This is a genomic window from Tistrella bauzanensis (genome assembly GCF_014636235.1).
Taxonomy (GTDB): domain Bacteria; phylum Pseudomonadota; class Alphaproteobacteria; order Tistrellales; family Tistrellaceae; genus Tistrella; species Tistrella bauzanensis.
On sequence record NZ_BMDZ01000028.1, the window covers coordinates 42,008 to 66,937 of the forward strand.

The following is a 24,930-nucleotide window of genomic DNA, read 5'->3' on the forward strand; positions in this document are numbered from 1 at the left end:
GCATGGTCGATGCCACCACCAAGCCTGCGGGCGAGCCGATTGTCGAGGTCGAGGGCCTGGTCACCCGCTTTGGTGCCACCACCATCCATGATGGTCTGAGCTTTACTGTCGATCGTGGCGAGATCATGGGCGTGGTCGGTGGGTCGGGCTCAGGCAAATCGGTGATGCTGCGCATCATCCTGGGGCTGATCCATCCGGCGGCCGGCCGCATCCGGCTGCTGGGCGAGGAGATCACTGGATTTGACGAGGCAGCACGCAGCCGCCGCCAGCGGCGGATCGGCATGCTGTTCCAGGACGGTGCCCTGTTCAGCCAGTTGACCGTTGCCGAGAACGTGGCCATGCCGCTGATCGAGCACGCGCGGGTGAGTACCCAGACCGCGCGCCGGCTGGCGATCGACAAACTGGTTCTGGTTGGGCTGAAGCCCGCCGACGGTGACAAACTACCGTCGGAGTTGTCGGGCGGCATGCGAAAGCGCGCCGGACTGGCTCGCGCCCTGGCCATGGACCCGGAATTACTGCTGCTGGACGAGCCCACCGCCGGTCTGGATCCGATTTCGGCCGAAGGCTTCGATCAACTGATCCTGGACCTGAACCATGCCCTGGGCGTGACCGTGATGCTGGTCACCCATGACCTGGACACGCTGCACGCGATCTGCGACCGGGTGGCGGCCCTGGTCGACAAGCAGATCCGCATCGGGCCGATCGCAGAGCTTGCACAAGACCCGCATCCATGGCTGCAATCCTATTTCGGCGGGCCGCGCGGCCGTGCCGCCTTGCGCGCGTCCGATGACGCCGCGGTGCGGAACGCCCCGATGCCGACCCGTTGACCACCAGGAAGAACCGATGGAAACCCGAGCCAATCATCTGATCGTCGGCAGCTTCGTGCTGGCCCTGCTCATCGGGCTGGTGGGCTTCGTGCTGTGGCTGGCCGGCAGCGGCAACGATCGCGCCGTCACCCGCTATGACATCTTCTTCGCCCAGGCGATCACCGGCCTCAGAACCGGCGATCCGGTAAGCTATCGCGGCATCCCGGTGGGCCAGATCAGCGAGATCAAGATCGCGCCGGGTGACGCCGACCGTATTCTGGTGACCGCGGATATCGACCGCGGCACGCCGATCAGCCCGAACACGGTGGCGACATTGGCCTTGCGCGGCATCACCGGCGGCGCCTATGTGCTGCTGGATACCGATGAGTCTGGCGCGATTGCATCGACCTCGGTCACTGGCGAGAGCCCGGAGGGACACCCGGTGATCCCGTCAAAGGCCTCGCGGATCGACCAGATCATCGCCGGGGCCCCCGACCTGATCACACGCACCATCACGCTGCTCGACCAGGCAAACGAGGTGTTCGGACCCGAGAACCGGGCGATGATCTCGGCGACGCTGTCGGATCTGAAGACGGTCAGCGGCGCGATCGCCAGGAATCCTGAGCGACTGGACCAGATCATGGCCGATGCCCAGGCAACCATGTCGGAGGCGCGCGCCGCGGCGGAGCGCTTCGATGGCATGATGACCAGCCTGCAGGGCACGGCCGGCAATCTGGATACCGAATTGAAGGCGACGCTGACCGAACTGCGCAGCGCCGTCGGTGCCATCGACAAGGGCTCGGCCGCGCTGATGGACGAGTTGCGCGGCACCAACCGCAACCTGAACAGCCTGATCGACGAGAACCGCACGCCGATCAACGACTTCACGTCGAACGGCCTGTATGAACTGACCTCGCTGCTGGCCGAGGCCCGCGGCCTGGTCACCACCTTGAACAGCCTTGCCGTCCAGATCGAGCGCGATCCGCAGCGCTTCCTGCTCGGCGGCCAGCAACAGGGATATCAGCCCGGTGAATGATGCCTCGCCGATGCCCGGCCACGCCACCACGCCCGCGCCGTCCGACGACATGGCCCGCATGATCAGCCGCCGTGGCGCCCTGCGCCTGGGCCTGCTTGCAACCGGCGGGCTGCTGCTTGCCGCCTGCTCGCCCGAGAAACTGTTTCTGGGTGATCCGCCACAGCTCTACCGGCTGAGTGCCCCTGAAGACATCGCCGGTGTCCCCACGACCGGGCGGCCCTGGCAATTGTCGGTGGAACGGCCGACCGCCTCGGCCGCGCTCGACACCTCACGCGTGGTTCTGCAACGCGGGCGCTCGGAAATCGCCTATTTCGCCCGCGCGAACTGGACCGACCGCACCACCGGTATGATGCAGTCGCTGATGGTCGATGCCTTCCTGAACGCGCGCTCGCATGTCGCGGTGGCCCCGGCCTCGATCGGGCTCAGGCCCGATCTGACGCTTCAATCGGAACTGCTGAACTTCCAGGCCCAATATCCCAACGGCGGCGGCGGCACGCCGACCATCCGAATGGAGGTCAACGCCCGGCTGGTGACCATGCCCGAACGGCGGATCGTGGCCCAGCGGCGCTTCGATATCTCGCAGCCCGCCACAGCCGACAGCACCGATCAGGTCATTGCCGCCTTCGATGCGGCGTCGGACCGGTTCCTGCAGGATCTGGTGTTATGGGCGATCGATACGGGGACATCGGCCCTGCCAGCCGGCTGACCGGGGCGGGTTCGATGGAACGAAGGGCGGAGACAGGATGAGCGGCGTGATACCGGCGATCGGTCCCGCCCTTGCCGCCCTGTTTGGTGGCTGGGGGCTTGCCCGCTATGCCATCGCCGCCGCTCATGCCCGCGAGCGCGGCCGACCCGGCCCTGTCCGCAGCGCCGTCGACCGGCTGCATCTCCGCGTCACCCGCAGCCGGCAGGCCGCGATCGCTGCGGCCGACGCCGCCGCCTGGGCAGATGAGGCCACCCCCCCGGCCAGGCCGCCCTTCCCGCCCGACCGGAGCGCCTGGGCGGCCGGCGCGCTCGCCAGTCTGGCGGTGATCGTGGGTGCGGCACTGGATCTGCCGGCGCCACCGGCGCAGGTGGCCGTCCTGGCGGCAGGTGCCGCCGCCCTTGCCGTGGCCGATCTGGCCTATGGCCGCCTGCCCGATGTGATCACCTTCGGCCTGCTGATCCTGGGCCTGCTCGCCTCTCCCGATGATGCCGCACTGGGTGAACGGGCGCTGGCGGCTGCGGCCGGTGGTGGCGGCATGTGGCTGGTGGCGATGGTCTATCGTGTCGGCCGGGGCCGCGACGGCATCGGCATGGGCGATGTGAAGCTGGCAGCGGCCGGTGGCGCGTGGCTTGGGGCGGCGCTGCCGTGGGGATTGGCATTGGGAGCTATGCTGACCGTGGCACTGGCGGGGCTTCTGGCCCGGCGGATCAGCAGCGATCAACGCCTGCCCTTCGGCCCCGGCCTCGCCGCCGGCATGGTCATCCTGTTTCTGGCGGCCCCGGCCCTGGGTTGACCGGTCCGCAAGGGTAAGGCATTGGCCGGTCCGCAAGGGTAAGGCATTGGCCGGTCTACAAGGATCAGGCAACCGTCTGCGGGGTCACCAGCGTGAAGATGTCCTCAAGCCGGTCGATCACCAGATCGGCCGCCGCGGCCACCATCGGATCGATGCGGGCACCGCCCTGAACCACCACGGCCAGCCCCGCACCACCGGCGCGGGCCAGCGCCACATCGTGCAGGCTGTCCCCCACCACCGCCACCCGGTCGGGCGTGATCGCCAGACGGGCTGCGAAGGCGGTCAGCATCCCCGGGCCGGGCTTGGCGCCATGGCCACTGTCATAGCCGGCGATAAAGTCCAGATGCGCCGCCAGATCGAACTGATCGACCAGAGCATGGGCGCCAGCGGCGCTGTCATTGGTGGCGATGCCAAGGCGGAGACCCTGCGCCCGCAGCCGCGCGAACAGCGCCGCCAGATCGCAGACCGGCTGCGCGGTAGCACTGCCCAGGCTCACGAACATCCGGTCGATGTCACGCGCCAGACGCTGAACGTCCGGCTGGCCGGGCAGCAATGGCGACCATTGACGCGCCAGACTGCGGCTGTCGCCCATGGCCAGCACGGAACCGGGGGCGACGATATCGGTTGCCGGATCGTGGCCGCCGGCGGTCAGCAACCGCCCGGCCAACCGCCGGTCACCGCGGGCAAGCCGGTCGGCGACGGCGCGGTTCAGCGGCACCCAGCTCGCATCGTAATCGATCAGCGTCCCGTCCTTGTCGAACAGGATCGCCTCGATCCCGGCTCGTACCGCGCCATCGCTCATGCCCTGTCGTCCTCGTCCCCGTGACCCCTTGCCGGAGGGTGCCCGACACCGGGCGCGGGATCAAGCCCGTCTCGCCGCCGACGCCGTCTGACGGGGGCCGTGGCGCGGATCTGCCCTGCGACTGATGATCTTGCTGCCGGTGGTGCGGGCGATCACACTCTCCACCCTGCCAGAGCGTGCATCCCGCCCCACCGGTTCCGGACCCCTCCCATGGCCATCCACCGTCTTCAGCCGCTCAGGCGGGCACTCGCAGCACCTGCCTATCGCCACTACACCATCGGCAATGCCACCTCGCTGATCGGCATGTGGGTGCAGCGGCTGGCCATCGGCTGGCTGGCGTGGCAGATCACCGGATCGGGCACCTGGCTGGGGCTGCTCGCGCTGTGCGAGTTGATCCCGACCGTGCTGCTCAGCCCGGCCGTGGGCGTACTGGCCGATCGCGTGGACCGCCGGCGGCTGATCATTGCAACCCAGAGCCTGCTGCTGGTCCAGTCCCTGACGGCCTTCGCCCTGGTGGTGACCGGATTGATCACGATCGGCTGGCTGCTGGCCCTCGCCCTGGTGCTGGGCACCGTCACCGCCTTCGGCCAGCCCGCACGGCTGGCCCTGGTGCCGGAGCTGGTGCCCCGGCCGGATGTGCCCGCCGCCGTGGCACTGAATGCCAGCCTGTTCAATCTGGCCCGCTTCGCCGGGCCGGCGATCGCGGCACCGCTGCTGGCGACGGGCGACGGCTCCGCCGCATTCGCCGCCTATCCGCTGACCCTGATCCTGTTTCTGGTTCAACTGGTGCGGTTGAAGATCCCGCCCGCCGGGCCTGAACCCGATGCGATATCCACAGCGACCGGCCGGGACGGCACCACCGGCGGCACGGCCACCGTCAGGCCCGGCTTTATCGCCGCCTTTCGTGACGGCATCCGCTATGCCGCCCGCCATCCGGGGCTGGGGCCGCTGCTGGCCCTGTTGTGTTTCGCCTGCCTGGGCGCCCGCGCCCTGCCTGAATTGCTGCCGGCCCTGGCCGATGGCCATTTCGGTGCCGGCGCCGCCGGTTATGCGGCCTTCACCGCCGCCGTCGGTATCGGCGCGCTGACCGCGGGCTTGTGGATGGCGACCGGTGCCGGCGAACGGCGGCTGGTGCGGATCGCGGCCGTGGCCACCCTGCTTGGCGCCGCCGGCACCGCGATCGCCGCCACCGCACCGTCGGAACCGGTGGCGCTCGCCGGCCTTGGCCTGCTCGGCTTCGCGATCACCGCCAATGGCGTGTCGATCCAGACCCTGATCCAGTTGCATGCCCGCCCCGACCGCCGGGGCCGGGTGATCGGCCTGTATCTGGTGATCATCCGCGGCGTGCCGGCACTGGGCGCCCTGGCCATGGGGGCGGCGGCCGATCTGGTCGGGATCACCTGGCCGCTGCTCATCGGCGCGGCGATCGCGGCCGTCGGCGCCGCCGTTGCCTGGACGCGGCTGCCACGGATCGAAGCCGGGCTGGCGCGCGGGCCGGAGCGATGACCCCGGCCCTGGCGCGCCCGATGGTCAATGCGCGAACAGCACCGGCAGCGGCGAGCGGTGCAGCAGATCGTTGGTGACGCCGCCGAAGATCATCTGGCGGAAGCGGCTCTGGGTATAGGCGCCCTTGACGATCAGATCGGCCCCCATGACGCGGGCTTCCCCGATGATCACCTCGGCGACACTGCGCTCGCCTTCATCCAGAATCCTGGCCCCGGCCGGCACGCCGTTGCGGGCCAGATGGCGGGCAAGATCCTCGGCGCCGGGGCCCGGCACCATGCCACCGCGCACCGCCACCACCAGCACCTCGTCGGCGGTGATCAGCCAGGGCATGGCCATCGCCACGCATTGCGCCGTTTCGGTGCTGCCGTTCCAGGCAACCAGAACTTTGCGGCCCAGCTCGCTCTGCGGCGCCTGTGGCGTCACCAGCACCGGCCGGCCGCCATCGAACAGCACCGCCTCGGCGGTCACCCGCCACAGATCACGTGCCGGATCGTCCGGCCGGGCAACCACGGTCAGGTCGAACAGCCGGGCCTGATGGCCCACCACTTCAGCCTCCTGACCCGAGACCTCGCGCCATGATGCGGTGGCGCGGCCCAGCGCGGCGCCTGCGGCATCGATTTCGGCCCGCTCTATCCCGAGCCGTGCGACGGTGGCGTCATAAACCTTGCGCACCCGCTCGGCCATCGACTGCCAGCGATTGCCCATCTCGACCAGATAGTCCGAGGGTATGACCAGCCCGTCACCGGCCAGGATCTGCGGATCATGGCGGATCAGCAATGCCTCGATATGGCTCTTGAAGTGCTGTGCGACGGCGTAAGCCGTCTCCAGTGCCACGGCATCGCCGTCATCGCCGTGCATGGGCACCAGAATCGTCTTCATGGGGCCGGGCTCCTTGTCGCCAAGTCTTGGTGCCGCGCCGGTGCGGTCGTGGCAGCATAATATTGCCCTGTTGCGGGCATCGGGGGCCGTTCATGCCTTCGTGCCTCGGGGCATGTTCCGGTGGCGAAGTGTACCGCCGCCCGGGCAGCCACGCCACGGCCCAGGCGCGTTATGTGGGCGCCGATCGCAGTTGATGGCCGGGCCGTCAAAAATATGCCACGGAACCAGACTATTGTTCCGCCAGCCGCGATGGCATTCCCTCTGGTCACAGGACCGCAACCCATGGTCATGTGCACCGTGCTTTACCATCGGGTCGATGACATGCAATGCTGCGCGACGCGGCTTGTGGCGCAGGTGACGAGCACGAACACGCCACGATCCCGATCGTGCCCCAATGCGGGCTCCGGCCCGCTGTGGACTGATAATCACCCGCCCCGAGGCGGCGATGTGGCCGGCGATCGACCGGCACATCCCCGGCGGCGGACGCCCGGCCGGTTGCGGCGGGGTTCGAGTGTGTTCAAGAGGAGCCGATACCGATGACCCGTAAGGTCGACGCCAAGACCGTCGCCGCCGGCACCGCCGCCGCGGCCCGTGCCTTCACCCGCCGCAGTCTGCTGAAGGCCTCGGCGATCGGCGGTGCCGCACTCGCCGTTGCCGGCCCCGCCATCCTGAGCCCCGCCCGCGCGGCCGGTGGCGAGGTCCGGGTCTTCGCCTGGGCCGGCTATCTCACCGACGACATGCTGGCGGCGTTCCAGAGCGCCACCGGCATCAAGGCGGTGCGCACCGAATATGGCACCAACGACGAATTGCTGAACCAGCTCCGCGCCAGCCAGGGCGGCGGCTTCGACATCATCTGGCCGACGGTCGACCGGGTGCCGAATTATGTCGAATTCGAGCTGGTCCAGCCGATCGACGAGAGCAAGGTCGCCTTCGACCGGCTGCTGCCCGCAACCATCTCCGGCTCCGCCGGCATGGGTGGCGTGATCGACGGCAAGCGCTATATCGTGCCGATCGACTGGGGCACCGAGGCCCTGACCTTCCACAAGGAACAGGCGCCGCTGGTTTACGGCAAGGCGAGCTTCGGCGATCTGTGGCGGCCGGAACATGCCGGCAAGGTCACCGTCCGCGGCCATTCGGCCCTGGCCGGCCTTGGCCTGTATCTGGAAGGCGAGGGCAAACTGCCGGCCCCTTACGCCGACAGCTTCAAGGACGAAGCGACGATGACGAAGAATTACGACGTCATCATCGCCGAGGCGATCCGCCACAAGAAGAACATCGGCCAGTTCTGGACCAACGAGAACGAGGCCCAGGGCGCTTTCCGCGCCAATGGCTGCGTGATCGGCCAGACCTGGGATTCCACCTCGCTGGCCCTGTCGAAGGAAGGCCTGCCGTTCGGCTATATCGCGCCGAAGGAAGGCGCGCTGGCCTGGATGGAAGGGGTGTGCGTCACCTCGAAGGCGCCCAATCTCGACAACGCCTATGCCTTCATCAACTGGTCGCTGACGCCTGAAGCCGGCGCGATGCTTGCCAACCACATGGGCTACAACTCGACCGTCAAGGGTGCCGACGGGCTGCTGAACGCCCAGAACAAGGCGTTCTTCGCCGCCGCCTATCCGGAAGATGCCCTCGACAAGCTGTGGTGGTGGCCGGTGCAGGAAAGCTGGTTCGTGGCCAAGCGCACCGCCTATCAGGATCAGTTGCTGTCGGCCTGACCACGCGACGAACGATGATCCGGTGATGGCGGGGGGGAACCCTCGCCATCACCGGTATGCCAGACGGGCGACATCCATCCAGCAAGGTGATCCCATTCCATGAGCCACGGCGTCGCGCTCGATCACGTGACCATGCGCTTCGGTGCCGGCCCCGCCGCTGTCGACGATGTCGATCTGGGCATCGAGGCCGGCAGTTTCTTTTCCATTCTGGGGCCATCGGGCTGCGGCAAGACCACGCTGCTGCGGATGATCGGCGGTTTTCTGGAGCCGAGCCAGGGCCGGATCGTGATCGGCGGCCAGGATATGGCCGGCAAGCGCCCGGAACAGCGGCCGACGGCGATGATCTTCCAGAATCTGGCATTGTTCCCGCTGATGACGGTGGCCGAAAATATCGGGTTCGGGCTGGAGGTGCGCGGTATCAAGGCCGCGGACCGGCGCAAGCGCGTCGCCCGGCTGCTGGACGTGATCGCCCTGCCCGGCATTGCCGACAAGAAGGTCACCGACCTGTCGGGCGGGCAGCGCCAGCGCGTCGCCATCGCCCGCGCGCTGGCGGTGGAGCCGCAGGTTCTGCTGCTGGACGAACCGCTGTCGGCGCTTGACCTGAAACTACGCCAGCATATGCGCGCCGAGTTGCGCAGCCTTCAGAAGCGCACCGGCGTCACCTTCATCTACATCACCCATGACCAGGGCGAAGCCCTTGCGATGTCTGACAAGGTGGCGGTGATGAGCGCCGGCCGCGTCCAGCAGGTGGCAGCGCCGGCCGAACTCTATGACCGCCCCCGAACCGCCTTCGTCGCCGGATTCGTGGGTGAGGCGAACCGCATTCCCGGCAGGATCATGACCTGCGACGCCGGCGACGCAACGGTCGAGACCGGTTTCGGGCCGCTTGCCGGTCTGGCGCCGGTGCCGCTGCCGGCCGGCACCCGTGCCAGCCTGTTCGTGCGCCCGGAACGCATGCGCCTGACTGCCGCCGAGGGCCTGGGTGCCATCGGTGCCATCCCGGTGCTGGTCGAGGATCTGCGTTTCGAAGGGCCGTTCCTGCATCTGGTCACCCGCCCGATCGAGGCCGGAGCCGCAGCGGGAGCGGGCACCACATCCGAGATCGTCGCCCAACTCGTGAATGACGGCAATCTGCCACCGCTGGCCCGGGGCGTCCGGGTCGGTCTGGCCTTCGGGCCCGCAGACGCGGTGGTGCTGGCCGATGAATGAGATGATCCGCCGGCGCGGGCCCGCGCTCGCCATCGCCATTCTGGGCATCAGCGCCGTCTGGGTGCTGATCCTGGTGGTGCTGCCGCAGATCTGGATGCTGGACTATTCGCTGCGCCCCAACCTGCCGCCATCGAAGGTCGGCGGGCCGGAAGACGTCCGCAATCTGGCGAATTATGCGTCGCTGTTCGGCAACGGCCTGCATTTCGCGATCTTCATCAAGACCATCTGGGCCAGCGCCCTGGTGACGCTGCTCACCCTGATCGCCTGCTATCCGATCGCCTATTATCTGGCGCGGGTGGCCAGCCGGCGACGGGCGGCAACCGTGATGCTGGTGCTGATCATCCCGTTCTGGATCAACGAGGTGCTTCGTACATTCGCCTGGTACATCATCCTGGCGCTGAACGGGCCATTGAACGGCCTGCTGCTGAGCCTGGGCATCATCGATCAGCCGGTGCGCTGGATCGACGGCAATGGTGCGGTTCTGGTCGGCATGGTCTATGCCTATGTGCTGTTCATGGTGTTCCCGATCTATAACGCGATCGAAAGCCTCGATCGGGCGCAGATCGATGCCGCGCGCGACCTGGGCGCCGGCTGGCCGCGCATCCACCGCCGCGTGGTCATTCCCCATGCCAAGCCCGGTATCGCAACCGGTTGCATCATGACCTTCATGCTGGCGGCCGGGTCGTATGCCGTGCCCGCCCTGCTGGGCTCGCCCGGCAGCCGCTGGTTCACCCAGATCATCTATGACTGGTTCTTCGAAGGCGGCAACTGGCATATGGGGGCGGCCTATGCCTTCGTGCTGCTGCTGATCTGCATGGGCTTCATCATGGTGATGATGCGGCTGTTCAAGGTAAGCGTCGGGGATATCGCGCGATGAGCACGACGACGAGCGCGTCCGGCGGCGACCGCCTGGGCCGGGCGATGATGCGGCTCTATCTGGGCCTGTTCCTGTTCTATCTGTTTCTGCCGCTGGTGGTGATGGGTGCCGCCACCTTCAATGACAGCCGGCTGCCCACCGTGACGCCCTGGACCGGCACCACCCTGAAATGGTTCGAGGCGCTGTACCACGACAGCCAGATGTGGGACGGGCTGGTGACCAGCCTGCTGGCAGGGGCCGGTGTGGTGGTGGTGGCAGTGCCGGTGGGCACGGCCGCGGCCCTGCTGCTCGATGGCCTGCGCGGCCGATCGCGCAGCTTCGCCTTCGCGCTGATGGTCTCGCCGCTGCTGACGCCCGGCGTGATCATCGGCATTTCGACCCTGGTGTTCTGGCGTCAGCTCGCGGTGGGCGGCGGGCTGTTCCTGATCATTGTCGCCCAATCCACCTATATCGCGGCCTATGTGATGCTGATGGTGCAGGCCCGGCTGCAACGCTTCGATCGCGGGCTGGAAGATGCCGCCCGCGATCTGGGCGCCAGCCCGTGGATGTCATTCCGGCGCATCACCCTGCCCTTCCTGGCGCCGACCATGGTGGCCGGCGCCTTCATCGCCTTCCTGCAGAGCTTCGAGAATTACAACACCACGCTGTTCGTGCGCGGCTTCGACACGCCGTTGACCGTGTATATCGCAAGCAAGGTCCGCACCGGCGTGACCCCGGCGGTCAACGCGCTGGGGCTGATCCTGATCGCGCTGACCATCATCGGCGCGGTGGTCTATGAATTGCTGCGCCGGCGGGCGGCGCGCAGAATTCCGCCGGTCAGTTGACGCGGCATTGCCGAGATCACCCCGAATATCACTGCCGCCGTCACCACCACCGCCGGCCCCGATGGCAGATCCCAGACCATCGAGGCGCCAAGGCCCAATGTGACCGAGATCGCGCCCAGGCCCGCGGCCGCAGCCGCCATCGCCTCGGGCGTGGCGGCAAGCCTGCGGGCGGCGGCGGCGGGAATGACCAGCAGCGAAGTCACCAGCAGCACGCCCACGATCTTCATCGCCAGCGCGATGACCAGCGCGATCAACCCCATGAAGGCCAGTTGCACGCCCAGCACCGGCACGCCTTCCACCCGCGCCAGATCCTCGTCGACCGTGATCGCCAGCAGGCGGCGCCACAGCAGGGCCAGGGCCGCCAGCACACCGGCACCGCCCAGCCAGATCGACCACAGATCGCCGGTGTCGATCGCCAGGATGTCGCCGAACAGATAGGCCATCATGTCGACTCGCGGGTTGCCGGCCAGCGCCATCGCCACCAGCCCCAGCGACAGCGCCGAATGCGCCAGAATGCCGAGCAGCGTGTCTTCGGCCAGCGGCTGGCGGCGCTTCAAGACCACCAGCAGAATGGCGACGGACAGGCAGGCCACGACGATGCCGGGGCCATAGCCCAAGCCGGTGACGGTGCCAAGCGTGATGCCGAGCAGCGCCGAATGTGCCAGCGTGTCGCCGAAATAGGCCATGCGTCGCCAGACGACGAAACAGCCAAGCGGTCCCATCACCAGGGCCAGACCGATGCCGCCGGCAAGCGCCCGGAGCAGGAAAGCGTCGAAAATCATCGGATGCCGGTCATGAATGAGGATGGGTGGAGCCGGTTTGCCGGCAACCGGCGGTGCAGTCGTCAGCGGCGCCGGCCCCATGGATATGGACGTGGTCGTGAACATGGTCGTGGGCGTGGTGATATGGCGCCAGCGCCTCGGCACCCATCGGCCCGAACAGCGCCAGGAACGCCGGATCGCGGCTGACATCATCGGGATGGCCGGAACAGCAGACATGGCCGTTCAGGCACAGCACGTGATCGGTCGCCGACATCACCAGATGCAGATCATGGCTGACCAGCAGAATGCCGCAGCCGCGCCGGTCGCGGATCGTGCGCAAGGTGCGATAGAAGGCGATCTGGCCGGGCATGTCCAGATGGGCGGCGGCTTCGTCCAGCACCAGAAGATCGGGCGCCTGCAACAAGGCCCTGGCCAGCATCACCCGCTTGGCCTCGCCGCCCGACAGGCTGTGGAAGGACCGGTTCTCAAGCCCTTCGGCCCCCGCCTCGGCCAGCGCCTGGGCAATCTCGGCGGCCGTGGCCCGGCGGCCACGGACATCGGCCAGGGTCATGAAGCGGCGCGCGGTCAGCGGCAGGGTGCGATCCACCGCCAGCGATTGCGGCACATAGCCGATCCGCAGACCCGGCCGGCGCCGGACCGTACCCTCGTCAGGTGCGATCAGCCCCAGGGCCACTTTGACCAGGGTCGATTTGCCCGCGCCATTGGGGCCGATCAGGCTGATGATCCGCCCCGGCGCGATGGCCAGGTCTATGCCATCCAGCAGGCGGCGGCCATCGCGCGCGATCACCAACCCGCGAATGTCGACCAGCGGCGTCGGATCGACCGTGTCTGCAATCGCTGCCACAGGACGATGGGCGGCCGCGGTCATGCCGCACCTGCCGTCGCATCCGGCGATGCCGCACAGCCGGCACACAACCCGTGCAGTTCCACCATCTGGCGCTGGACGACGAATCCGGCCGAAGCCGCCACGGCGGCCAGCCGGTCGGCGCTGTTACGATCATTCAGTTCCGCCACCCGGCCGCAGCTGTCGCAGATCAGGAACTGGCCGCTATGCACCCGCCCGGCCAGTCCGCAGCCGACAAAGGCATTCATCGACTCGATGCGGTGCACCAGCCCCTGCTCCAGCAGGAAATCCAGCGCCCGATAAACCGTCGGCGGCGCCGCACCGCTGCGTTCGTCCTTCAACCGGTCGAGCACGTCATAAGCGCGCACCGGTTCATGCCCCTGCAACACCAGTTCCAGAACCCGGCGGCGCAGATCGGTCAGCCGCGCGCCATTGGCGGCGCAGACCCGTTCCGCCAGATCCAGTGCCGTGGCGACACAGGCCCGGTGATCGTGGTCATTTCCGGGAAAGGCATCGCCGTGCCGGCCGGGGTGATGGGGGGCCGGGTCATGATCGTGGGTCGTGGGGGTCTCTGCCATCTTGCGCTACGCTATAACATTCCGTAATCTGTGGCCGTGAACTGTTATGTTATATCGATGCCGGGGGCATTGCCAGCCCTGTGGCCGATCTGGAGTGCATGTTGACCATGGCGAAGCGCAACCCGGTGCGCAGCACCGCAGCCACCCTGTTGTTCTGCGGCACAGCATTGACGGGCATGGCACTGACAGGCATGGCACTGACCGGGGCTGGCGTGGCCGCTGCCGCCGATGCGCCCGTTGTCGTTGCCACCATCAAGCCGCTTCACGCCCTGGTCGCGGGCGTGATGGCGGGTGTGGGGGAGCCTCGGCTGCTGGTGCAGGGTGCCGCCAGCCCGCATGATTTCGCGCTGAAACCATCGGATGCGCGGGTGCTCGACCGGGCATCACTGGTATTCTGGGCCGGCCCCGGTGTCGAGAGTTTCATGCCCAGGGTCATCGACACGCTGGCCAAGGATGCCCACACGATCGCTCTGGTCGATGCCCCGGGTGTGAAGACGCTGCCCGTGCGGGAAGGCGGCGTGTGGGAACCGCATGAACATGACCATGAAGGCCATGAGGGCGAGGATCACGGGCATGACGATCATGATCATGAAGCCCATGCCGACGCGCATGACGATCATGATCACGATGGGCATGGTCACGATGGGCATGACCATGACGAGCACGAGCACGAGCACGAGCACGAGCACGGCATGATCGATGGTCATGCATGGCTGTCACCGGCCAATGCCCGCGCCATGGTCACCCGTATCGCCGCCGTGCTGGCCGAGGCGGACCCGGCACATGCCGACACCTATCGCCGCAACGCCACCGCCTATGATGCCCGGCTGGACGCCCTTGACGCGCAACTGGCACAACAAATGGCCGCGGTGAAGGACAAGCCCTATATCGTCTTCCACGATGCCTATCAGTATTTCGAATCCGCCTATGGTCTGGCGGGTGCCGGGTCGGTGACGCTGAACCCCGAGCAGCCGCCCGGCGCCCGGCGGATTTCCGAGCTGCGCGCGCGCATCACCGAGGGTGGCGTGGTCTGCGTGTTTGCCGAGCCGCAATTCGACCCGCGGCTGGTGAAAACACTGACCGAAGGCACCGCGGCCCGCAGCGCCGTGCTCGATCCGATCGGCACCGACATCACGGCCGGCGCCGACGCCTACCCTGCGTTGATGGAGCGGCTGGCCACGTCCCTTAGCGGGTGCCTGTCCGGCGCCGGCTGACCGGTTTTCTCATCCCTGCTCCGCCTGAGCAGCACCTCGAAGCCCCGGCGCCGACGATGGCACCGGGGCGTTCTTTATGGGACGGGTGCCGGAGACGGGCCGCAACCATTGATGCCAGCGCGGATATGGCCACCTGTAGCGCGGCGCGGTCGTTCCGGCACGCCGAACAAGGGGACATCGTCGGCCATGACCACGCGCATCACCCAGAGCACGGTGACCTTTCTTCATCCGGCGACCATCCCCGGCCTCGACCAGCCGCTGCCGGCCGGTACATACCGGCTTGAGATCGAGGAAGAACTGGTCGCCTCGCTGTCATTTCCGGTCTATCGCCGGATATCGGCGATGCTCGATCTGCCGTCGCGCCCAGGCCTCAGCCAGATGATCACCATCGATCCGCAGGAACTGGATGCCGCCATCGCGCGCGATCGGGCGTGATCACCCGCCGCCGGCAGATGAACATTGGTATCGACGGGGATGGCCGGTCACGCGGCCATGGTCGCGCCACGCCCAGGCTCTGCCTCGCGGCACGTCACCATCCGGCCCTGGTCTTCATCCCACAGGTTATAACGCAGGCTGCGCATCGCGGCGCGAAACGACATCGGCGGGACGGCCGATACATCCGCGATCCTGGCGTGGCAGGCCTCCAGCCGGTAGTTCGGCACCCGCGGGTTCAGGTGATGGACATGGTGGAAGCCGATATTGCCGGTGAACCACTGCAAGACCCGTGGCAGGTCCAGCCAGGTGGAACTGTGCAGGGCGGCGGTGCCATGGCTCCACTCGGCATTGCGCGCCCAGACGACCGTCTCGCCGCGATGCTGAACCGCAAACAGCCAGACGCCGATGATGGCCGCCAGCGCCATCACCGGCAATTGCACAGCCACCATCGCCCCCCACCCGACCGTCAGACCAAGCGTGATCAGGATCGCCGCCACTCCCAAGGTGGTGGCGTGCACCATCCGCCGCTCGGCGCGCCAGGCCGGCGGCATATCGAAGGGCAGACGATAGAGCAGGATGAAGATCAGCGGCGGCAGTAGCAGATTGGCCACCAGCGGATGCCGGGTCACGCGATACCATCGCCGGTCGCGGGACGACAGCGCCTGATATTCACTCACCGTCAGGCAGGATGAATAGATGTCGGCGCCGCTCTGGCGCCTATCGAGATCGTTCCAGATGCCATGATGTCCGGCGTGCTGGCGCCGCCATGACAGATAGGGTGTCAGGGTCAGCAGACTGCACGCGATGCCGCAGACATCATTCGCGGTACGGCTGCGGAAAAAGGATTGATGGCCGCAATCATGCTGAATGATGAAGATTCGCACCAGAAACCCGGCAGCCAGGGGGGCCAGCAGCAGGCTCAGCCAGTATGACAGGTCAAGCAACAGATACATGGCGGCACAGCTGGCAAAGAAACCGCCGAAGGACGTCGCGATCTGAATCAGGCTTCGCCAAAGAAACGGCCCCTGAAAGCCGGCCACAATTCGGCGCAATTCGACAAATGAGGTGGCGTGTCCGGTTCCGGACATGCTGACGGTCATGGATGGGCCTCCTTGAACGGGCTCTTCAGTCTACCCGATCACATGGCTAATCCCTGAGGCCAAAGAAAGTTCCGGGACATCGATGACGGAGCACCACGGTCATCGATGTCCCGGCATCATGTCCGGCAACGCATCCCGCCCGTCTACCGGTGATGGCTGTTTTCCTCGACGACAGTCTGCGTCACCTCGGCGCGCGGCACCCGGAACCACAGCGCATAGATCGCCGGCAGCGCCAGCAACGTCAGCGCGGTCGCAACCAGAAGGCCGCCCATGATGGTCAGCGCCAGCGGCCCCCAGAACACGCTGCTCGACAGCGGAATCATGCCCAGAATGGCGGCGGCGGCCGTCAGTACCACGGGTCGCGCGCGCCGCACCGTGGCATCGACGATGGCCCGCGACCGGGCATGGCCGGCGCGGACATCGGTTTCGATCTGGTCGATCAGGATGACCGTGTTGCGCATGATCATGCCGGCCAGCGCGATCAGGCCCAGCAAGGCCACGAAACCGAACGGCGCGTTCATCACCAGCAGCGCGCCCACAGCACCGATCAGGCCCAGCGGTGCCGTCAGGATCACCAGGAACAGCCGCGAGAACGACTGCACCTGCACCATCAGGATGGTGAGCATCACGATCAGCATCACCGGCATGACCGCGGCGATCGCCTTGTTGGCCTTGGCGCTTTCCTCGATCGCGCCGCCGGTGTCGATCCGATAGCCTTCCGGCAGTGACGCCTTCAGATCGGCCAGCGCCGGCAGCAGTTCATTGGTGACATCCGGCGGCTGCACGCCGTCGATCACGTCGCCGCGCACGGTCAGCACGATCTCGCGGTTGCGGCGCCACAGGATCGGTTCCTCGAACACGTAATCGATGCGCACCACCTGATCCAGCGGCACGGCCACGCCATTGCGGCTGGCGATGGTCAAGGCCGGCAGCCGGTCGAGGTCGAGCCGTTCATCGGGCACCGCGCGGGCCACCACGTCGATCAGGTCGTTACCCTCGCGGTACTGGGTGATGGTGCGACCGTCGAGCAGGGTGCGCAGGGTTTCCGAGATATCGGACGGCGTCATCCCCAACGCCCGCGCCCGGTCCTGATCCACCTGCAGACGCAGGCTCTTCTGCTGTTCGTTCCAGTTCAGATGCGGATCGACCACCTTGTCGTTCCGCAACATGATGTCACGGACCTGATAGGCATAGTCGCGCACCTTCAGCGGGTCGTCGCCGACCACGCGGAACTGGACCGGAAAGCCCACCGGCGGGCCGAACACGAACCGGTCGACACGTGCCCGCGCCTCTGGAACAGCCCCCGCCTCCAATGCCTTGTCCAGCCGCGCCTTCACCCGTTCACGCGCCTCGGTGTCGCGGGTCAGGATCACGATCTGGGCGAAGGCGGTGTTGGGCAGCACCGGGTTCAGCCCCAGCCAGAAGCGCGGCGAGCCCTGACCGACATAGGTGGTGTAGTACTGGATATCGTCGTCACCGACCAGAAGCTGTTCGGCGGAGCGCGCGGCGGCATCGGTGACGCCGATGGCCGTGCCTTCCGGCATCCGCAGTTCCAGGAACAGCTCCGGACGGGTCGAGGTGGGGAAGAACTGCTGCGGCACCTTGCTGGTGCCGAAGACGGCGCCGGCGAACAATGCCACCGTGATCAGGATCACCAGGATGCGATGCCCCACGCACCAGGCGATCATCCGGCGCAGGATGCGATAGACCCGGGTTTCGTACACGGCGTCAGGGTTATGATGCTTCTTCTTAGAGTAGTCTGGCAGCAGTTTGAAACCCAGATAGGGCGTGAAGATCACCGCCACGAACCACGACGCGATCAGCGCGATACCGACCACCCAGAAGATCGCGCCGGCATATTCGCCGGAGCTGGACTTGGCGAAACCGACCGGCAGGAAGCCGGCCGCAGTCACCAGGGTGCCGGTCAGCATCGGAAAGGCGGTGGATGTCCAGGCGAAGGTGGCCGCACGCGCCCGGCTCCAGCCCTGTTCCATCTTCACCACCATCATTTCGATGGCGATGATGGCGTCGTCGACCAGGAGGCCCAGGGCGATGATCAGCGCGCCCAGCGAGATGCGGTGCAGATCCATGCCGATCGCGAACATCACCAGGAACACGATCGCCAGCACCAGCGGTACCGACAGCGCCACCACGATGCCGGTGCGCAGCCCCAGCGACAGGAAGCTCACCGCCAGCACGATCGCCAGCGCCTCCAGAAACACCTTCACGAATTCGGCGACCGAGTCTTCCACCACATGCGGCTGGTCGGCGATCTGCTCGACATCGATGCCCACCGGCAGCTCGGCGCGGATGGTGGCCATCGCGGCGGTCAGGTTCTCGCCCAGGGTCAGGATGTTGGCCCCGTCCTCCATGGCGACGCCGACGCCCAGAGCCGGCTTGCCGCCCTGGCGCACCAGAAAATCGCTCGGATCCTCGAAGCCGCGCCGGACATCGGCGACGTCACCCAGCCTGAAAACCCGCCCATTGGCTTCGACCGGTGTGGCGGCGATCCGCTCCACGGCATCGAAGGCGCCGGTGACCCTGAGATGGATGCGGTCGGCGGTGGTATCGATCGATCCCGCGGGCGACACCGCGTTCTGCCGACCGACGCTGTCGAAGATCGCCTCGGGCGTGATGCCCAGCGTCGCAAGCCGGGTGTGGCTGAATTCCACCCAGATCCGCTGATCCTGCGCGCCGATGACATCGACCTTGGTGACGTCGGGCACCTTCAGCAGCCGCGAGCGCATATGCTCGGCCACTTTCTCAAGCGCTGCCGGATCCAGCCCGTCGGCGGTGATCATATACAGCGCCGAATACACGTCGCCATATTCGTCGTTGTAGAACGGCCCCAGCACGCCGGATGGCAGGCGGTTGCGGATATCGCCAACCTTCTTGCGCACCTGATACCACAGATCCTTGACGTCACCGGGCGGGGTGCTGTCGGACAGGGTCACCTGGATGAAGCTGGCGCCTGGCTGGGAATAGGTATCCAGCCGTTCCAGATGCGGCAGTTCCTGAAGCTTCTTCTCGATCTCGTCGGCGACCTGAGACTGCATCTCCAGCGTGGTGGCACCGGGCCAACGCGCCGAAACCACCATGGTCTTGATGGTGAAGGACGGGTCTTCCGCGCGCCCCAGCTGGGTATAGGACCACAACCCCCCGATGCCCAGGATCAGGATCAGGAACAGCACAAGCGCGCGATGATTGATCGCCCAGGCCGACAGGTTGAACCCGCCACCATCGCGCGGTGATCCCTCGCCGGGACGGTCTGGCGTCTCGCCGGTCTCCGGGCGGCTGCCGCCCGGTGTCTCTTCGGTCATCATGGCCTCGGATGGTGTCGCGGGCCGGAACGCCGCGGAATCTGTCTGGGAGCGGCCCGCAGCTTGGCGCCGGCCGGCATCGGGGCTGATGCAGGGGCGGTCAGCCGCCGTCGAGGATGCGGACGGCCACACCTTCGCGCAGCTGATGCACGCCCAGCGTCACCACCCGTTCGCCCGCATCGAGGCCGCTCTGAACCATGGCGACATCCTCGGTGAACCCCTTCAATGCGACCGGCCGCCAGTTGAGGGTCGAGGTGGCCGGATCGACCACGAACACCGCCGGGCCCTGGCCGTTGTTCATCACCGCCGCCAGCGGCAGGCGCGCCACCGGTCCTTCGCCCGGCAGCGCCAGGGTGACGGTCGCGGTCATGCCCAGCGCCGGTGCGGCATCGTCATCGGATAGAATTTCGAACCGCGCGGCATAGGTGCGGGTCGCCGGATCGGCCTGCGGCGCCAGTTCGCGCAGCGTCGCCGCATAGCGATGATCGCCCTCGGCCCACAGGCTGACGGTCGCCTCGGCACGGCGCGCTTCGGCAAGCCAGGCTTCCGGCAGGGCGACCAGGGCCTCACGCGGGCCATCACGGGCGATGGTCACCACGGTCTGTCCAGTGGCGACCACCTGCCCCGGCTCGGCACCCACCGAGACCACCACGCCATCGGCATCGGCCTGAAGGTCGCCATAATCCAGTTGGTTGCGGGCCAGATCGAGCGACCGGCGCGCCTGCTCCACCCGGCTGGCGGCCGCGTCGAGCGCCGATTTCTTGCGCTCATATTCCGCAACCGGCGCAAAGCCGCGACTGCGCAGGCTGGCATAGCGGGCTTCGTCGGATTTCGCCTGGGCATAGCTGGACCGCGCCGCCGACAGTTCGGCCTCGGCGCTGGCGACCTGAAGGCCAAGATCGGTGTGATCGAGTTTTGCCACCACCTGGCCGGCAGCAACCCGATCGCCGACATCGACCGGCCGCTCAACCAGCTTGCCGCCCACCCGGAAGCCCAGCGCGCTTTCGGTCCGCGCCCGGACGACCCCCACGAAATCGCGGGTCTCGGCAGCATTGGTATAGGCGACCGTCGCCACCCGCACCGGCCGTTCGGGCGGCGGGGCATCGGCACGGGTCGGCTCCTTGCAGCCGCCAAGGGCCAGAGCCACGGCCAGCAGCGTCGCCGCCATGGCCGGACGCGGGATATGCAATGCCAGGCGGGTGGTCGGGTGAATGGAGGGGCGGATGCGCGTCATGATCGTCTCGGGCTCCTTGGCTGCCGGAACCGGTCCGGCGGGCCATCAGGCGTTTTGCGGATGCGGGGACGTCGAGGGGGGCGAAAACGCCCCGACGCCGGCCCGAAAACCGGCAAACATGTAGCGCAGCATGCGCCGCGCCTCGGTATCGAGGTCTTCATCCAGGCCGTCGGCGATCATCACGGGATGGCAGAAGCGGTTGCCGGCATTCATCAGCGCGGTTGCGGCATCATCGGCGTCCAGACCTGGAAACTCGCCGTTCGCGGCGCCGTCGGCCAGAATGCGCGCCATGATCGCCCGGATGTCTTCCTTATGCGCCATGATCGCATCCCAGTTCTCGCGAATGCCGACCAGAACCACGTCGTGTATGCGCTGTTCCCTGAGCACGATCCGGCGGTGATAGCCCAGGATGTCGAGCATCATCGCCTCAATCCGCACAGATGCCGGCTCAGGTCGGCCGGCGATCGCATCGCATCGCTCGCGCACCTCGTCGAGAAAGCGGCAGCAGATGTTCTGAACGATCGCGCTCTTCGACGGGAAGAAGCGATAGACATTGGCCGGCGACATGCCGAGTTCCGATGCGATATCGGCGACCGTGGTCTTGGCATAGCCGAGCCGGCGGAACAGCTCTTCCGCGACATCGGCGATGCGGGCCCGGGTTTCGTCGTGATCCGTGCGGACGTTCATTATGGGTATGGCCTCGTGATCGGCATGCCCCAGCCTTGTGAGGCGGGATAAAGACTGATCCCTGACGAAAGAGATAAATCGTCAGTCATCAGGCGTCAATGGCAGGGCACAAAAATGCCGCGCCGGCCCGTCGGGCGAGGACGGACCTAACCCTGCATGGCGCAAAAAGCTCCGTGTATACGGGGATCTATAGAGGAACGATCGTCAGAGATCGCGTCGGCCGATGCCTCAGGCGCGTTCGTGCGCCGCACCCGGCGTCCCTCAGGCGCGTTCGCGCGCCGCACCCGGTGTCATAGAGTCGTGAAGCCGCTGCGGCGCGCCCAGCTTGCCGGCGCCCAGCATGTCGAGCACCCGGCCCCGGGCGATCTTGCCGCTGGTCGCCAGCGGCCAGTCGCCGACCCGCCACAACAGGCGCGGCTGCTTGTGCCGGGCCAGCCGGCCGTCGAGCGCCGCGCGCAGGACATGGAGATCGGCCGCGGCCTCACCCTCGCCCCGCAGAACCACCGCCACCTGCTGGCCCCAATGCGGGTCCGGATCGCCGAACACAAACGCCTCGGCGATGCCCGGCACCGACAGCACCGCCGCCTCCACTTCGCCCGGATAGACGTTCAGGCCACCGGTGATGATCATGCCGCCGGCGCGGCCCAGAATGTACAATCGCCCCCGATCGTCCAGCCGGCCCAGATCGCCGACCGTATACCATCCACCGTCGAGCGCCAGGAAACCGCTGCCGTCCTCGCCACCCAGTATGTAGCCCGACGACACCATGCGGCTGCGCACATCGATGCGGCCGACCTCGCCCGCCGACAGCGGCCGGCCATCGGGGTCGACGATGCGTAGAGACACGCCATGAAAGGCCCGACCGACCGATTCCGGCGGATCGCCCCGGCTGCTGCGCGCCAGGGTGACGAAGCTGAGTTCCGACGCACCGTAATATTCCTGGATCTCGGCCCGTGGCAGCGCCGCGCGCAGGATCGCGGCCATGGCCGGCGGCAGCTTGGCGCCGGCCGACACAATGGCCCGGACACTGGCAATCCGGCTGCCGGCCGCCTCCAGCCCCTGGGCCAGCGTATCGAACATGGTGGGCACACCCACCATCACGTCGGCCCGCTCCGCCGATGCGACCTCGGCGGCGCGCACCGCATCGAAACGCTGCATCAGCACCGCCGTCGCCCCCGCGGCCAGCGCCTCCATGGTGGCATAGAGCGACAGGCCATGGACCAATGGCCCCAATGCCAGCACCCGTTCACCCGGCATCACACCGAATTCGGCGATGCTGTTGCGGAAGCTTTCAGCCCAGGACGCATGATCGCGGATAAAGGCCTTGGGCGCCGACGAGGTGCCGGAGGTGGTCGCGATCAGGAACGGGGTCGACGGATCGATGCGCGCCGGCCCGTCGCCGGGCCCCAGCCGCGCCGTCGCCCGGTCGCGCCAGCGCCGATAGGCGCAGTCGGCACCACCAGTGACCACCAGAACACCGCCGGCTGCGGCGCCGGCATCGTGGCTCCCAGACCAGGGGGCCACCGCCGGATCGTGGATCAACAGATCGGGACGCAGGCTGTCGAGCAGCCCCTGCCCCTGTTCCGGTGTCAGCTTGGGATCGATGACCAGAACCACCGCGCCGGCCATCACCGTGCCGATGAAGGCTTCGACGAATTCCAGCCGGTTGTCCAGAATCAGCGCCACGACCTTCAGCGATCGCAGACGCGCTGGCCGGACGGTCCGGGCCGCCGCACCCGGTGGCGGCAGCGCCGCGACCGCCTGCGCGATCGCAAGCCCCCGGGTGCGCAGCCGTGCATAGTCGATGCGGGCAGCCCCCAGCACCACGGCCTCGGCCGAAGGTCTCAGGCGCGCCTGCGCCAGAAAGCCGGCGAACATGGTGTTCATCGCCGGGTCATCATGCGCCGGCACATCCGGCATCGGTCCGTCACCGGGCATCGACGGGCACTCCGCTTGGGTCAGCTCAGCCACCTGACAGCAGCACCTTGCCCTGGCGGTCACGACGCGCGGCCGCGACAAGCGCCGCCTGCCAGTCATCCAGGCCAAATGCCTCGGCGACCGGCAGGGTCAGCCGGCGGCGCGCCAGGGCATCGAAGATCCAGGCGAAGCCCTCGGACCAGCGGTCCACCGTGGCCCGATCCTGCCAGTGACGCAACCAGAACGGTCTTACTGTTACCCCGCCCGCCACCTCTCCGGCAAGGGCTGCCGGCAGCGGCTGGCCCGAAAGCAGCCCATAGACACGAAATGCGCCACCCGGTGAGACAGACAACGCCACAGCCCTGCCGATCATGCCGCCGACCGCATCGAGCCCGGCATCGATCGCCGCGCCCGCAGCCCGGCGGATATGGGCGGCAAGGCCTGGTGCGGTGTCGTCTGGCGCAACCGCAACGACCGCGGCGGCACCGGCCGCCAGCAGGCCGGCCGCGCGTTGCGGCGCCGTGGTCACGGCCACCACCGACCAGCCGTGATCGGCCGCCAGGGCCAGGACCACCGCCGTGAACGCCGATCCGGCCGCATCGATCGCGATCACCGCACCCCGTGGCAAGGCCAGATCATCGACCAGCAGCGCCCAGGCCGTCAGCGGATTGATATAGGCCTGCGCGGCGGCCTCATCGTCGATCGACGCCGGAACCGGAACGCAGTATCGCGCCGGCGCCACCACGAAACTGGCCCAGGTGCCGCCACCGCGCAGCGGCAGAACGCGGTCTCCCACGGCGAGACCACAGCCGGAATGCGCCTGCTCGACCAGCCCGACACCCTCATATCCGGCGATGCGCGGCGGCACCACTCGATGGGCATAGGCGCCGGTGATCGGGATCAGGTCCGACGGATTGACCGGCCGGCATGACATCCGCACCACCACGGCATCCGCGTCGACGCCGCCCGCAACCGGCATCGCCTGCGGTTCCAGCGCCAGAACCGATGCCGGGTCACCGAACTGGCGGAAGACCAGCGCCCGGCCGGCCGGCCGGCCGGTCATGCGCCGCCGGATGCGGGGGCCGCGTCCTGCGGCAGCAGCGCCGGGGCCAGCTTGTCGCGCAAGCTGGCCGGCAGTGCGGCGCTGCGGCCGGTAGCCCGGTCGACGGCCACCCAGACGATCTCGCCACACGCGCGCGGCGCATCCTCGCCCTCGCCATGAACCTCAAGCGCGAAGGACAGCGACGACCGGCCCATGCGGGCGATGCCCACCGCCACCTCGACCCGCTGACGGAAGCGCACGGGGGCCAGGAACTCGACGCCCGCGCGCCGCACGAAATAGACCGGCGCCGCGGCATCCGCCATATCCACCCCGTTTCCGGCCCCATCCACCGACAGAATCTCGTCGCAGCCGCGCGCCACCAGAAACCCGGTCACCGCGGTGTCGAAGAAATCCAGATAGCGGCCGTTGAAGACATGGCCATGCATGTCGACCTCGGAAAACCGGATCTCGAAGGGATGAAAATAGGCGAAATGCGCGCGGGCCATGTATCCGAACCTCGGGCTCGTGTGCGGGGCGGCGAGATTAGGGGGATGTCCCGGTCATTGTTGAAAAAGGGAGAGCGGCGTTGCTCGCCTTGAGCCGTTAGGCTCGGGGTGTCGAATCCTC

The 24,930-nt window shown here is 67.5% G+C and carries 23 protein-coding genes; 11 read left to right on the top strand and 12 right to left on the bottom strand.

All coding sequences use genetic code 11. The annotated features are described in order from the left end of the window. The first annotated feature begins 2 nt into the window (after positions 1-2). Genes IEW15_RS12700 through IEW15_RS12715 form a run of 4 tightly spaced genes read left to right on the top strand, consistent with a single transcriptional unit; the run spans position 3 to position 3,341 of the window. Positions 3-827, top strand: coding sequence for an ABC transporter ATP-binding protein (locus IEW15_RS12700; RefSeq protein WP_188578412.1), 825 nt, complete (start codon positions 3-5; stop codon positions 825-827). A 16-nt stretch (positions 828-843) separates the two neighbouring features. Continuing rightward, positions 844-1,842, top strand: a complete 999-nt coding sequence (locus tag IEW15_RS12705; protein WP_188578414.1) for an MlaD family protein — start codon at positions 844-846, stop codon at positions 1,840-1,842. Beyond that, positions 1,835-2,548 carry an ABC-type transport auxiliary lipoprotein family protein gene (locus IEW15_RS12710; RefSeq protein ID WP_188578416.1) on the top strand — a complete coding sequence of 238 codons (714 nt, stop codon included), beginning with the start codon at positions 1,835-1,837 and terminating at the stop codon, positions 2,546-2,548. Before IEW15_RS12705 ends, IEW15_RS12710 begins: the two co-directional genes overlap by 8 nt. 37 nt (positions 2,549-2,585) lie before the next feature. Continuing rightward, entirely contained in the window at positions 2,586-3,341 is a 756-nt protein-coding gene (locus tag IEW15_RS12715) for a prepilin peptidase (protein WP_188578418.1), read from the top strand. 64 nt (positions 3,342-3,405) lie between these two features. On the opposite strand, the gene IEW15_RS12720 is transcribed toward IEW15_RS12715, so the two are convergent. Then, complete coding sequence (locus IEW15_RS12720) at positions 3,406-4,143, bottom strand: HAD family hydrolase (protein WP_188578420.1); 738 nt, start codon at positions 4,141-4,143, stop codon at positions 3,406-3,408. A 210-nt stretch (positions 4,144-4,353) separates the two neighbouring features. Between IEW15_RS12720 and IEW15_RS12725 the strand changes: the two genes are divergently transcribed. Beyond that, a complete protein-coding gene (locus IEW15_RS12725; protein ID WP_188578422.1) occupies positions 4,354-5,649 on the top strand; it encodes an MFS transporter in 1,296 nt (431 codons plus the stop codon). Positions 5,650-5,673: 24 nt separating this feature from the next. On the opposite strand, the gene IEW15_RS12730 is transcribed toward IEW15_RS12725, so the two are convergent. Then, the gene (locus tag IEW15_RS12730; protein ID WP_188578424.1) at positions 5,674-6,528 is read right to left on the bottom strand and encodes a universal stress protein; all 855 of its coding nucleotides are present in this window, start codon (positions 6,526-6,528) and stop codon (positions 5,674-5,676) included. A 536-nt stretch (positions 6,529-7,064) separates the two neighbouring features. Here IEW15_RS12730 and IEW15_RS12735 point away from each other — a divergent pair. The 4 genes from IEW15_RS12735 to IEW15_RS12750 all read left to right on the top strand — a co-directional run bounded on the left by IEW15_RS12735 (position 7,065) and on the right by IEW15_RS12750 (position 11,150). After that, positions 7,065-8,240 (top strand): extracellular solute-binding protein, encoded by a 1,176-nt coding sequence (locus IEW15_RS12735; RefSeq protein ID WP_188578426.1) that lies wholly within the window; start codon positions 7,065-7,067, stop codon positions 8,238-8,240. A 99-nt stretch (positions 8,241-8,339) separates the two neighbouring features. After that, the gene (locus IEW15_RS12740) at positions 8,340-9,449 is read left to right on the top strand and encodes an ABC transporter ATP-binding protein (RefSeq protein WP_188578428.1); all 1,110 of its coding nucleotides are present in this window, start codon (positions 8,340-8,342) and stop codon (positions 9,447-9,449) included. After that, positions 9,442-10,326, top strand: a complete 885-nt coding sequence (locus tag IEW15_RS12745) for an ABC transporter permease (protein ID WP_188578430.1) — start codon at positions 9,442-9,444, stop codon at positions 10,324-10,326. The genes IEW15_RS12740 and IEW15_RS12745 overlap by 8 nt, the downstream gene beginning before the upstream one ends. After that, positions 10,323-11,150: an ABC transporter permease gene (locus tag IEW15_RS12750; RefSeq protein WP_188578432.1), complete on the top strand. Its 828-nt coding sequence runs from the start codon at positions 10,323-10,325 to the stop codon at positions 11,148-11,150. Before IEW15_RS12745 ends, IEW15_RS12750 begins: the two co-directional genes overlap by 4 nt. Here IEW15_RS12750 and IEW15_RS12755 read toward each other — a convergent pair. The 3 genes from IEW15_RS12755 to IEW15_RS12765 are packed head-to-tail and all read right to left on the bottom strand — an operon-like array spanning position 11,099 to position 13,354. After that, positions 11,099-11,932 carry a metal ABC transporter permease gene (locus IEW15_RS12755; RefSeq protein ID WP_188578434.1) on the bottom strand — a complete coding sequence of 278 codons (834 nt, stop codon included), beginning with the start codon at positions 11,930-11,932 and terminating at the stop codon, positions 11,099-11,101. The genes IEW15_RS12750 and IEW15_RS12755 overlap by 52 nt on opposite strands. A 10-nt stretch (positions 11,933-11,942) precedes the next feature. Beyond that, on the bottom strand, positions 11,943-12,800 hold the full coding sequence (locus IEW15_RS12760; protein WP_188578436.1) for an ATP-binding cassette domain-containing protein: 858 nt from the start codon (positions 12,798-12,800) through the stop codon (positions 11,943-11,945). Next, on the bottom strand, positions 12,797-13,354 hold the full coding sequence (locus IEW15_RS12765) for a transcriptional repressor (protein WP_188578438.1): 558 nt from the start codon (positions 13,352-13,354) through the stop codon (positions 12,797-12,799). The genes IEW15_RS12760 and IEW15_RS12765 overlap by 4 nt, the downstream gene beginning before the upstream one ends. A 107-nt stretch (positions 13,355-13,461) precedes the next feature. On the opposite strand from IEW15_RS12765, the gene IEW15_RS12770 reads away from it, so the two are divergent. Both IEW15_RS12770 and IEW15_RS12775 read left to right on the top strand, forming a co-directional pair. Further along, positions 13,462-14,568, top strand: coding sequence for a zinc ABC transporter substrate-binding protein (locus IEW15_RS12770; protein ID WP_188578440.1), 1,107 nt, complete (start codon positions 13,462-13,464; stop codon positions 14,566-14,568). A 186-nt stretch (positions 14,569-14,754) separates the two neighbouring features. After that, a complete protein-coding gene (locus IEW15_RS12775) occupies positions 14,755-15,003 on the top strand; it encodes a hypothetical protein (RefSeq protein ID WP_188578441.1) in 249 nt (82 codons plus the stop codon). A gap of 47 nt (positions 15,004-15,050) precedes the next feature. On the opposite strand, the gene IEW15_RS12780 is transcribed toward IEW15_RS12775, so the two are convergent. From IEW15_RS12780 to IEW15_RS12810, 7 genes are all read right to left on the bottom strand, one after another. Continuing rightward, on the bottom strand, positions 15,051-16,103 hold the full coding sequence (locus tag IEW15_RS12780; protein ID WP_229708062.1) for a fatty acid desaturase: 1,053 nt from the start codon (positions 16,101-16,103) through the stop codon (positions 15,051-15,053). Positions 16,104-16,246: 143 nt separating this feature from the next. Next, positions 16,247-19,423, bottom strand: coding sequence for an efflux RND transporter permease subunit (locus IEW15_RS12785; RefSeq protein WP_188578443.1), 3,177 nt, complete (start codon positions 19,421-19,423; stop codon positions 16,247-16,249). A gap of 100 nt (positions 19,424-19,523) precedes the next feature. Beyond that, positions 19,524-20,657: an efflux RND transporter periplasmic adaptor subunit gene (locus IEW15_RS12790; RefSeq protein WP_188578445.1), complete on the bottom strand. Its 1,134-nt coding sequence runs from the start codon at positions 20,655-20,657 to the stop codon at positions 19,524-19,526. 45 nt (positions 20,658-20,702) lie between these two features. Continuing rightward, the gene (locus IEW15_RS12795) at positions 20,703-21,344 is read right to left on the bottom strand and encodes a TetR/AcrR family transcriptional regulator (protein WP_188578447.1); all 642 of its coding nucleotides are present in this window, start codon (positions 21,342-21,344) and stop codon (positions 20,703-20,705) included. A gap of 261 nt (positions 21,345-21,605) precedes the next feature. Beyond that, positions 21,606-23,282 (bottom strand): class I adenylate-forming enzyme family protein, encoded by a 1,677-nt coding sequence (locus IEW15_RS12800; protein ID WP_188578451.1) that lies wholly within the window; start codon positions 23,280-23,282, stop codon positions 21,606-21,608. A 25-nt stretch (positions 23,283-23,307) separates the two neighbouring features. After that, complete coding sequence (locus IEW15_RS12805; protein WP_188578453.1) at positions 23,308-24,324, bottom strand: zinc-dependent alcohol dehydrogenase family protein; 1,017 nt, start codon at positions 24,322-24,324, stop codon at positions 23,308-23,310. Further along, a complete protein-coding gene (locus IEW15_RS12810) occupies positions 24,321-24,809 on the bottom strand; it encodes an acyl-CoA thioesterase (protein ID WP_188578455.1) in 489 nt (162 codons plus the stop codon). The genes IEW15_RS12805 and IEW15_RS12810 overlap by 4 nt, the downstream gene beginning before the upstream one ends. Positions 24,810-24,930 lie beyond the last annotated feature (121 nt).

Bases quoted from the DNA above. Each gene is read 5' to 3' on its own strand.
- IEW15_RS12700 (WP_188578412.1), top strand. From the start codon at position 3: ATGGTCGATGCCACCACCAAGCCTGCGGGCGAGCCGATTGTCGAGGTC.
- IEW15_RS12705 (WP_188578414.1), top strand. From the start codon at position 844: ATGGAAACCCGAGCCAATCATCTGATCGTCGGCAGCTTCGTGCTGGCC.
- IEW15_RS12715 (WP_188578418.1), top strand. From the start codon at position 2,586: ATGAGCGGCGTGATACCGGCGATCGGTCCCGCCCTTGCCGCCCTGTTT.
- IEW15_RS12720 (WP_188578420.1), bottom strand. From the start codon at position 4,143: ATGAGCGATGGCGCGGTACGAGCCGGGATCGAGGCGATCCTGTTCGAC.
- IEW15_RS12725 (WP_188578422.1), top strand. From the start codon at position 4,354: ATGGCCATCCACCGTCTTCAGCCGCTCAGGCGGGCACTCGCAGCACCT.
- IEW15_RS12730 (WP_188578424.1), bottom strand. From the start codon at position 6,528: ATGAAGACGATTCTGGTGCCCATGCACGGCGATGACGGCGATGCCGTG.
- IEW15_RS12735 (WP_188578426.1), top strand. From the start codon at position 7,065: ATGACCCGTAAGGTCGACGCCAAGACCGTCGCCGCCGGCACCGCCGCC.
- IEW15_RS12740 (WP_188578428.1), top strand. From the start codon at position 8,340: ATGAGCCACGGCGTCGCGCTCGATCACGTGACCATGCGCTTCGGTGCC.
- IEW15_RS12745 (WP_188578430.1), top strand. From the start codon at position 9,442: ATGAATGAGATGATCCGCCGGCGCGGGCCCGCGCTCGCCATCGCCATT.
- IEW15_RS12750 (WP_188578432.1), top strand. From the start codon at position 10,323: ATGAGCACGACGACGAGCGCGTCCGGCGGCGACCGCCTGGGCCGGGCG.
- IEW15_RS12755 (WP_188578434.1), bottom strand. From the start codon at position 11,932: ATGATTTTCGACGCTTTCCTGCTCCGGGCGCTTGCCGGCGGCATCGGT.
- IEW15_RS12760 (WP_188578436.1), bottom strand. From the start codon at position 12,800: ATGACCGCGGCCGCCCATCGTCCTGTGGCAGCGATTGCAGACACGGTC.
- IEW15_RS12765 (WP_188578438.1), bottom strand. From the start codon at position 13,354: ATGGCAGAGACCCCCACGACCCACGATCATGACCCGGCCCCCCATCAC.
- IEW15_RS12770 (WP_188578440.1), top strand. From the start codon at position 13,462: ATGGCGAAGCGCAACCCGGTGCGCAGCACCGCAGCCACCCTGTTGTTC.
- IEW15_RS12775 (WP_188578441.1), top strand. From the start codon at position 14,755: ATGACCACGCGCATCACCCAGAGCACGGTGACCTTTCTTCATCCGGCG.
- IEW15_RS12780 (WP_229708062.1), bottom strand. From the start codon at position 16,103: ATGACCGTCAGCATGTCCGGAACCGGACACGCCACCTCATTTGTCGAA.
- IEW15_RS12785 (WP_188578443.1), bottom strand. From the start codon at position 19,423: ATGACCGAAGAGACACCGGGCGGCAGCCGCCCGGAGACCGGCGAGACG.
- IEW15_RS12790 (WP_188578445.1), bottom strand. From the start codon at position 20,657: ATGACGCGCATCCGCCCCTCCATTCACCCGACCACCCGCCTGGCATTG.
- IEW15_RS12795 (WP_188578447.1), bottom strand. From the start codon at position 21,344: ATGAACGTCCGCACGGATCACGACGAAACCCGGGCCCGCATCGCCGAT.
- IEW15_RS12800 (WP_188578451.1), bottom strand. From the start codon at position 23,282: ATGCCCGGTGACGGACCGATGCCGGATGTGCCGGCGCATGATGACCCG.
- IEW15_RS12805 (WP_188578453.1), bottom strand. From the start codon at position 24,324: ATGACCGGCCGGCCGGCCGGCCGGGCGCTGGTCTTCCGCCAGTTCGGT.
- IEW15_RS12810 (WP_188578455.1), bottom strand. From the start codon at position 24,809: ATGGCCCGCGCGCATTTCGCCTATTTTCATCCCTTCGAGATCCGGTTT.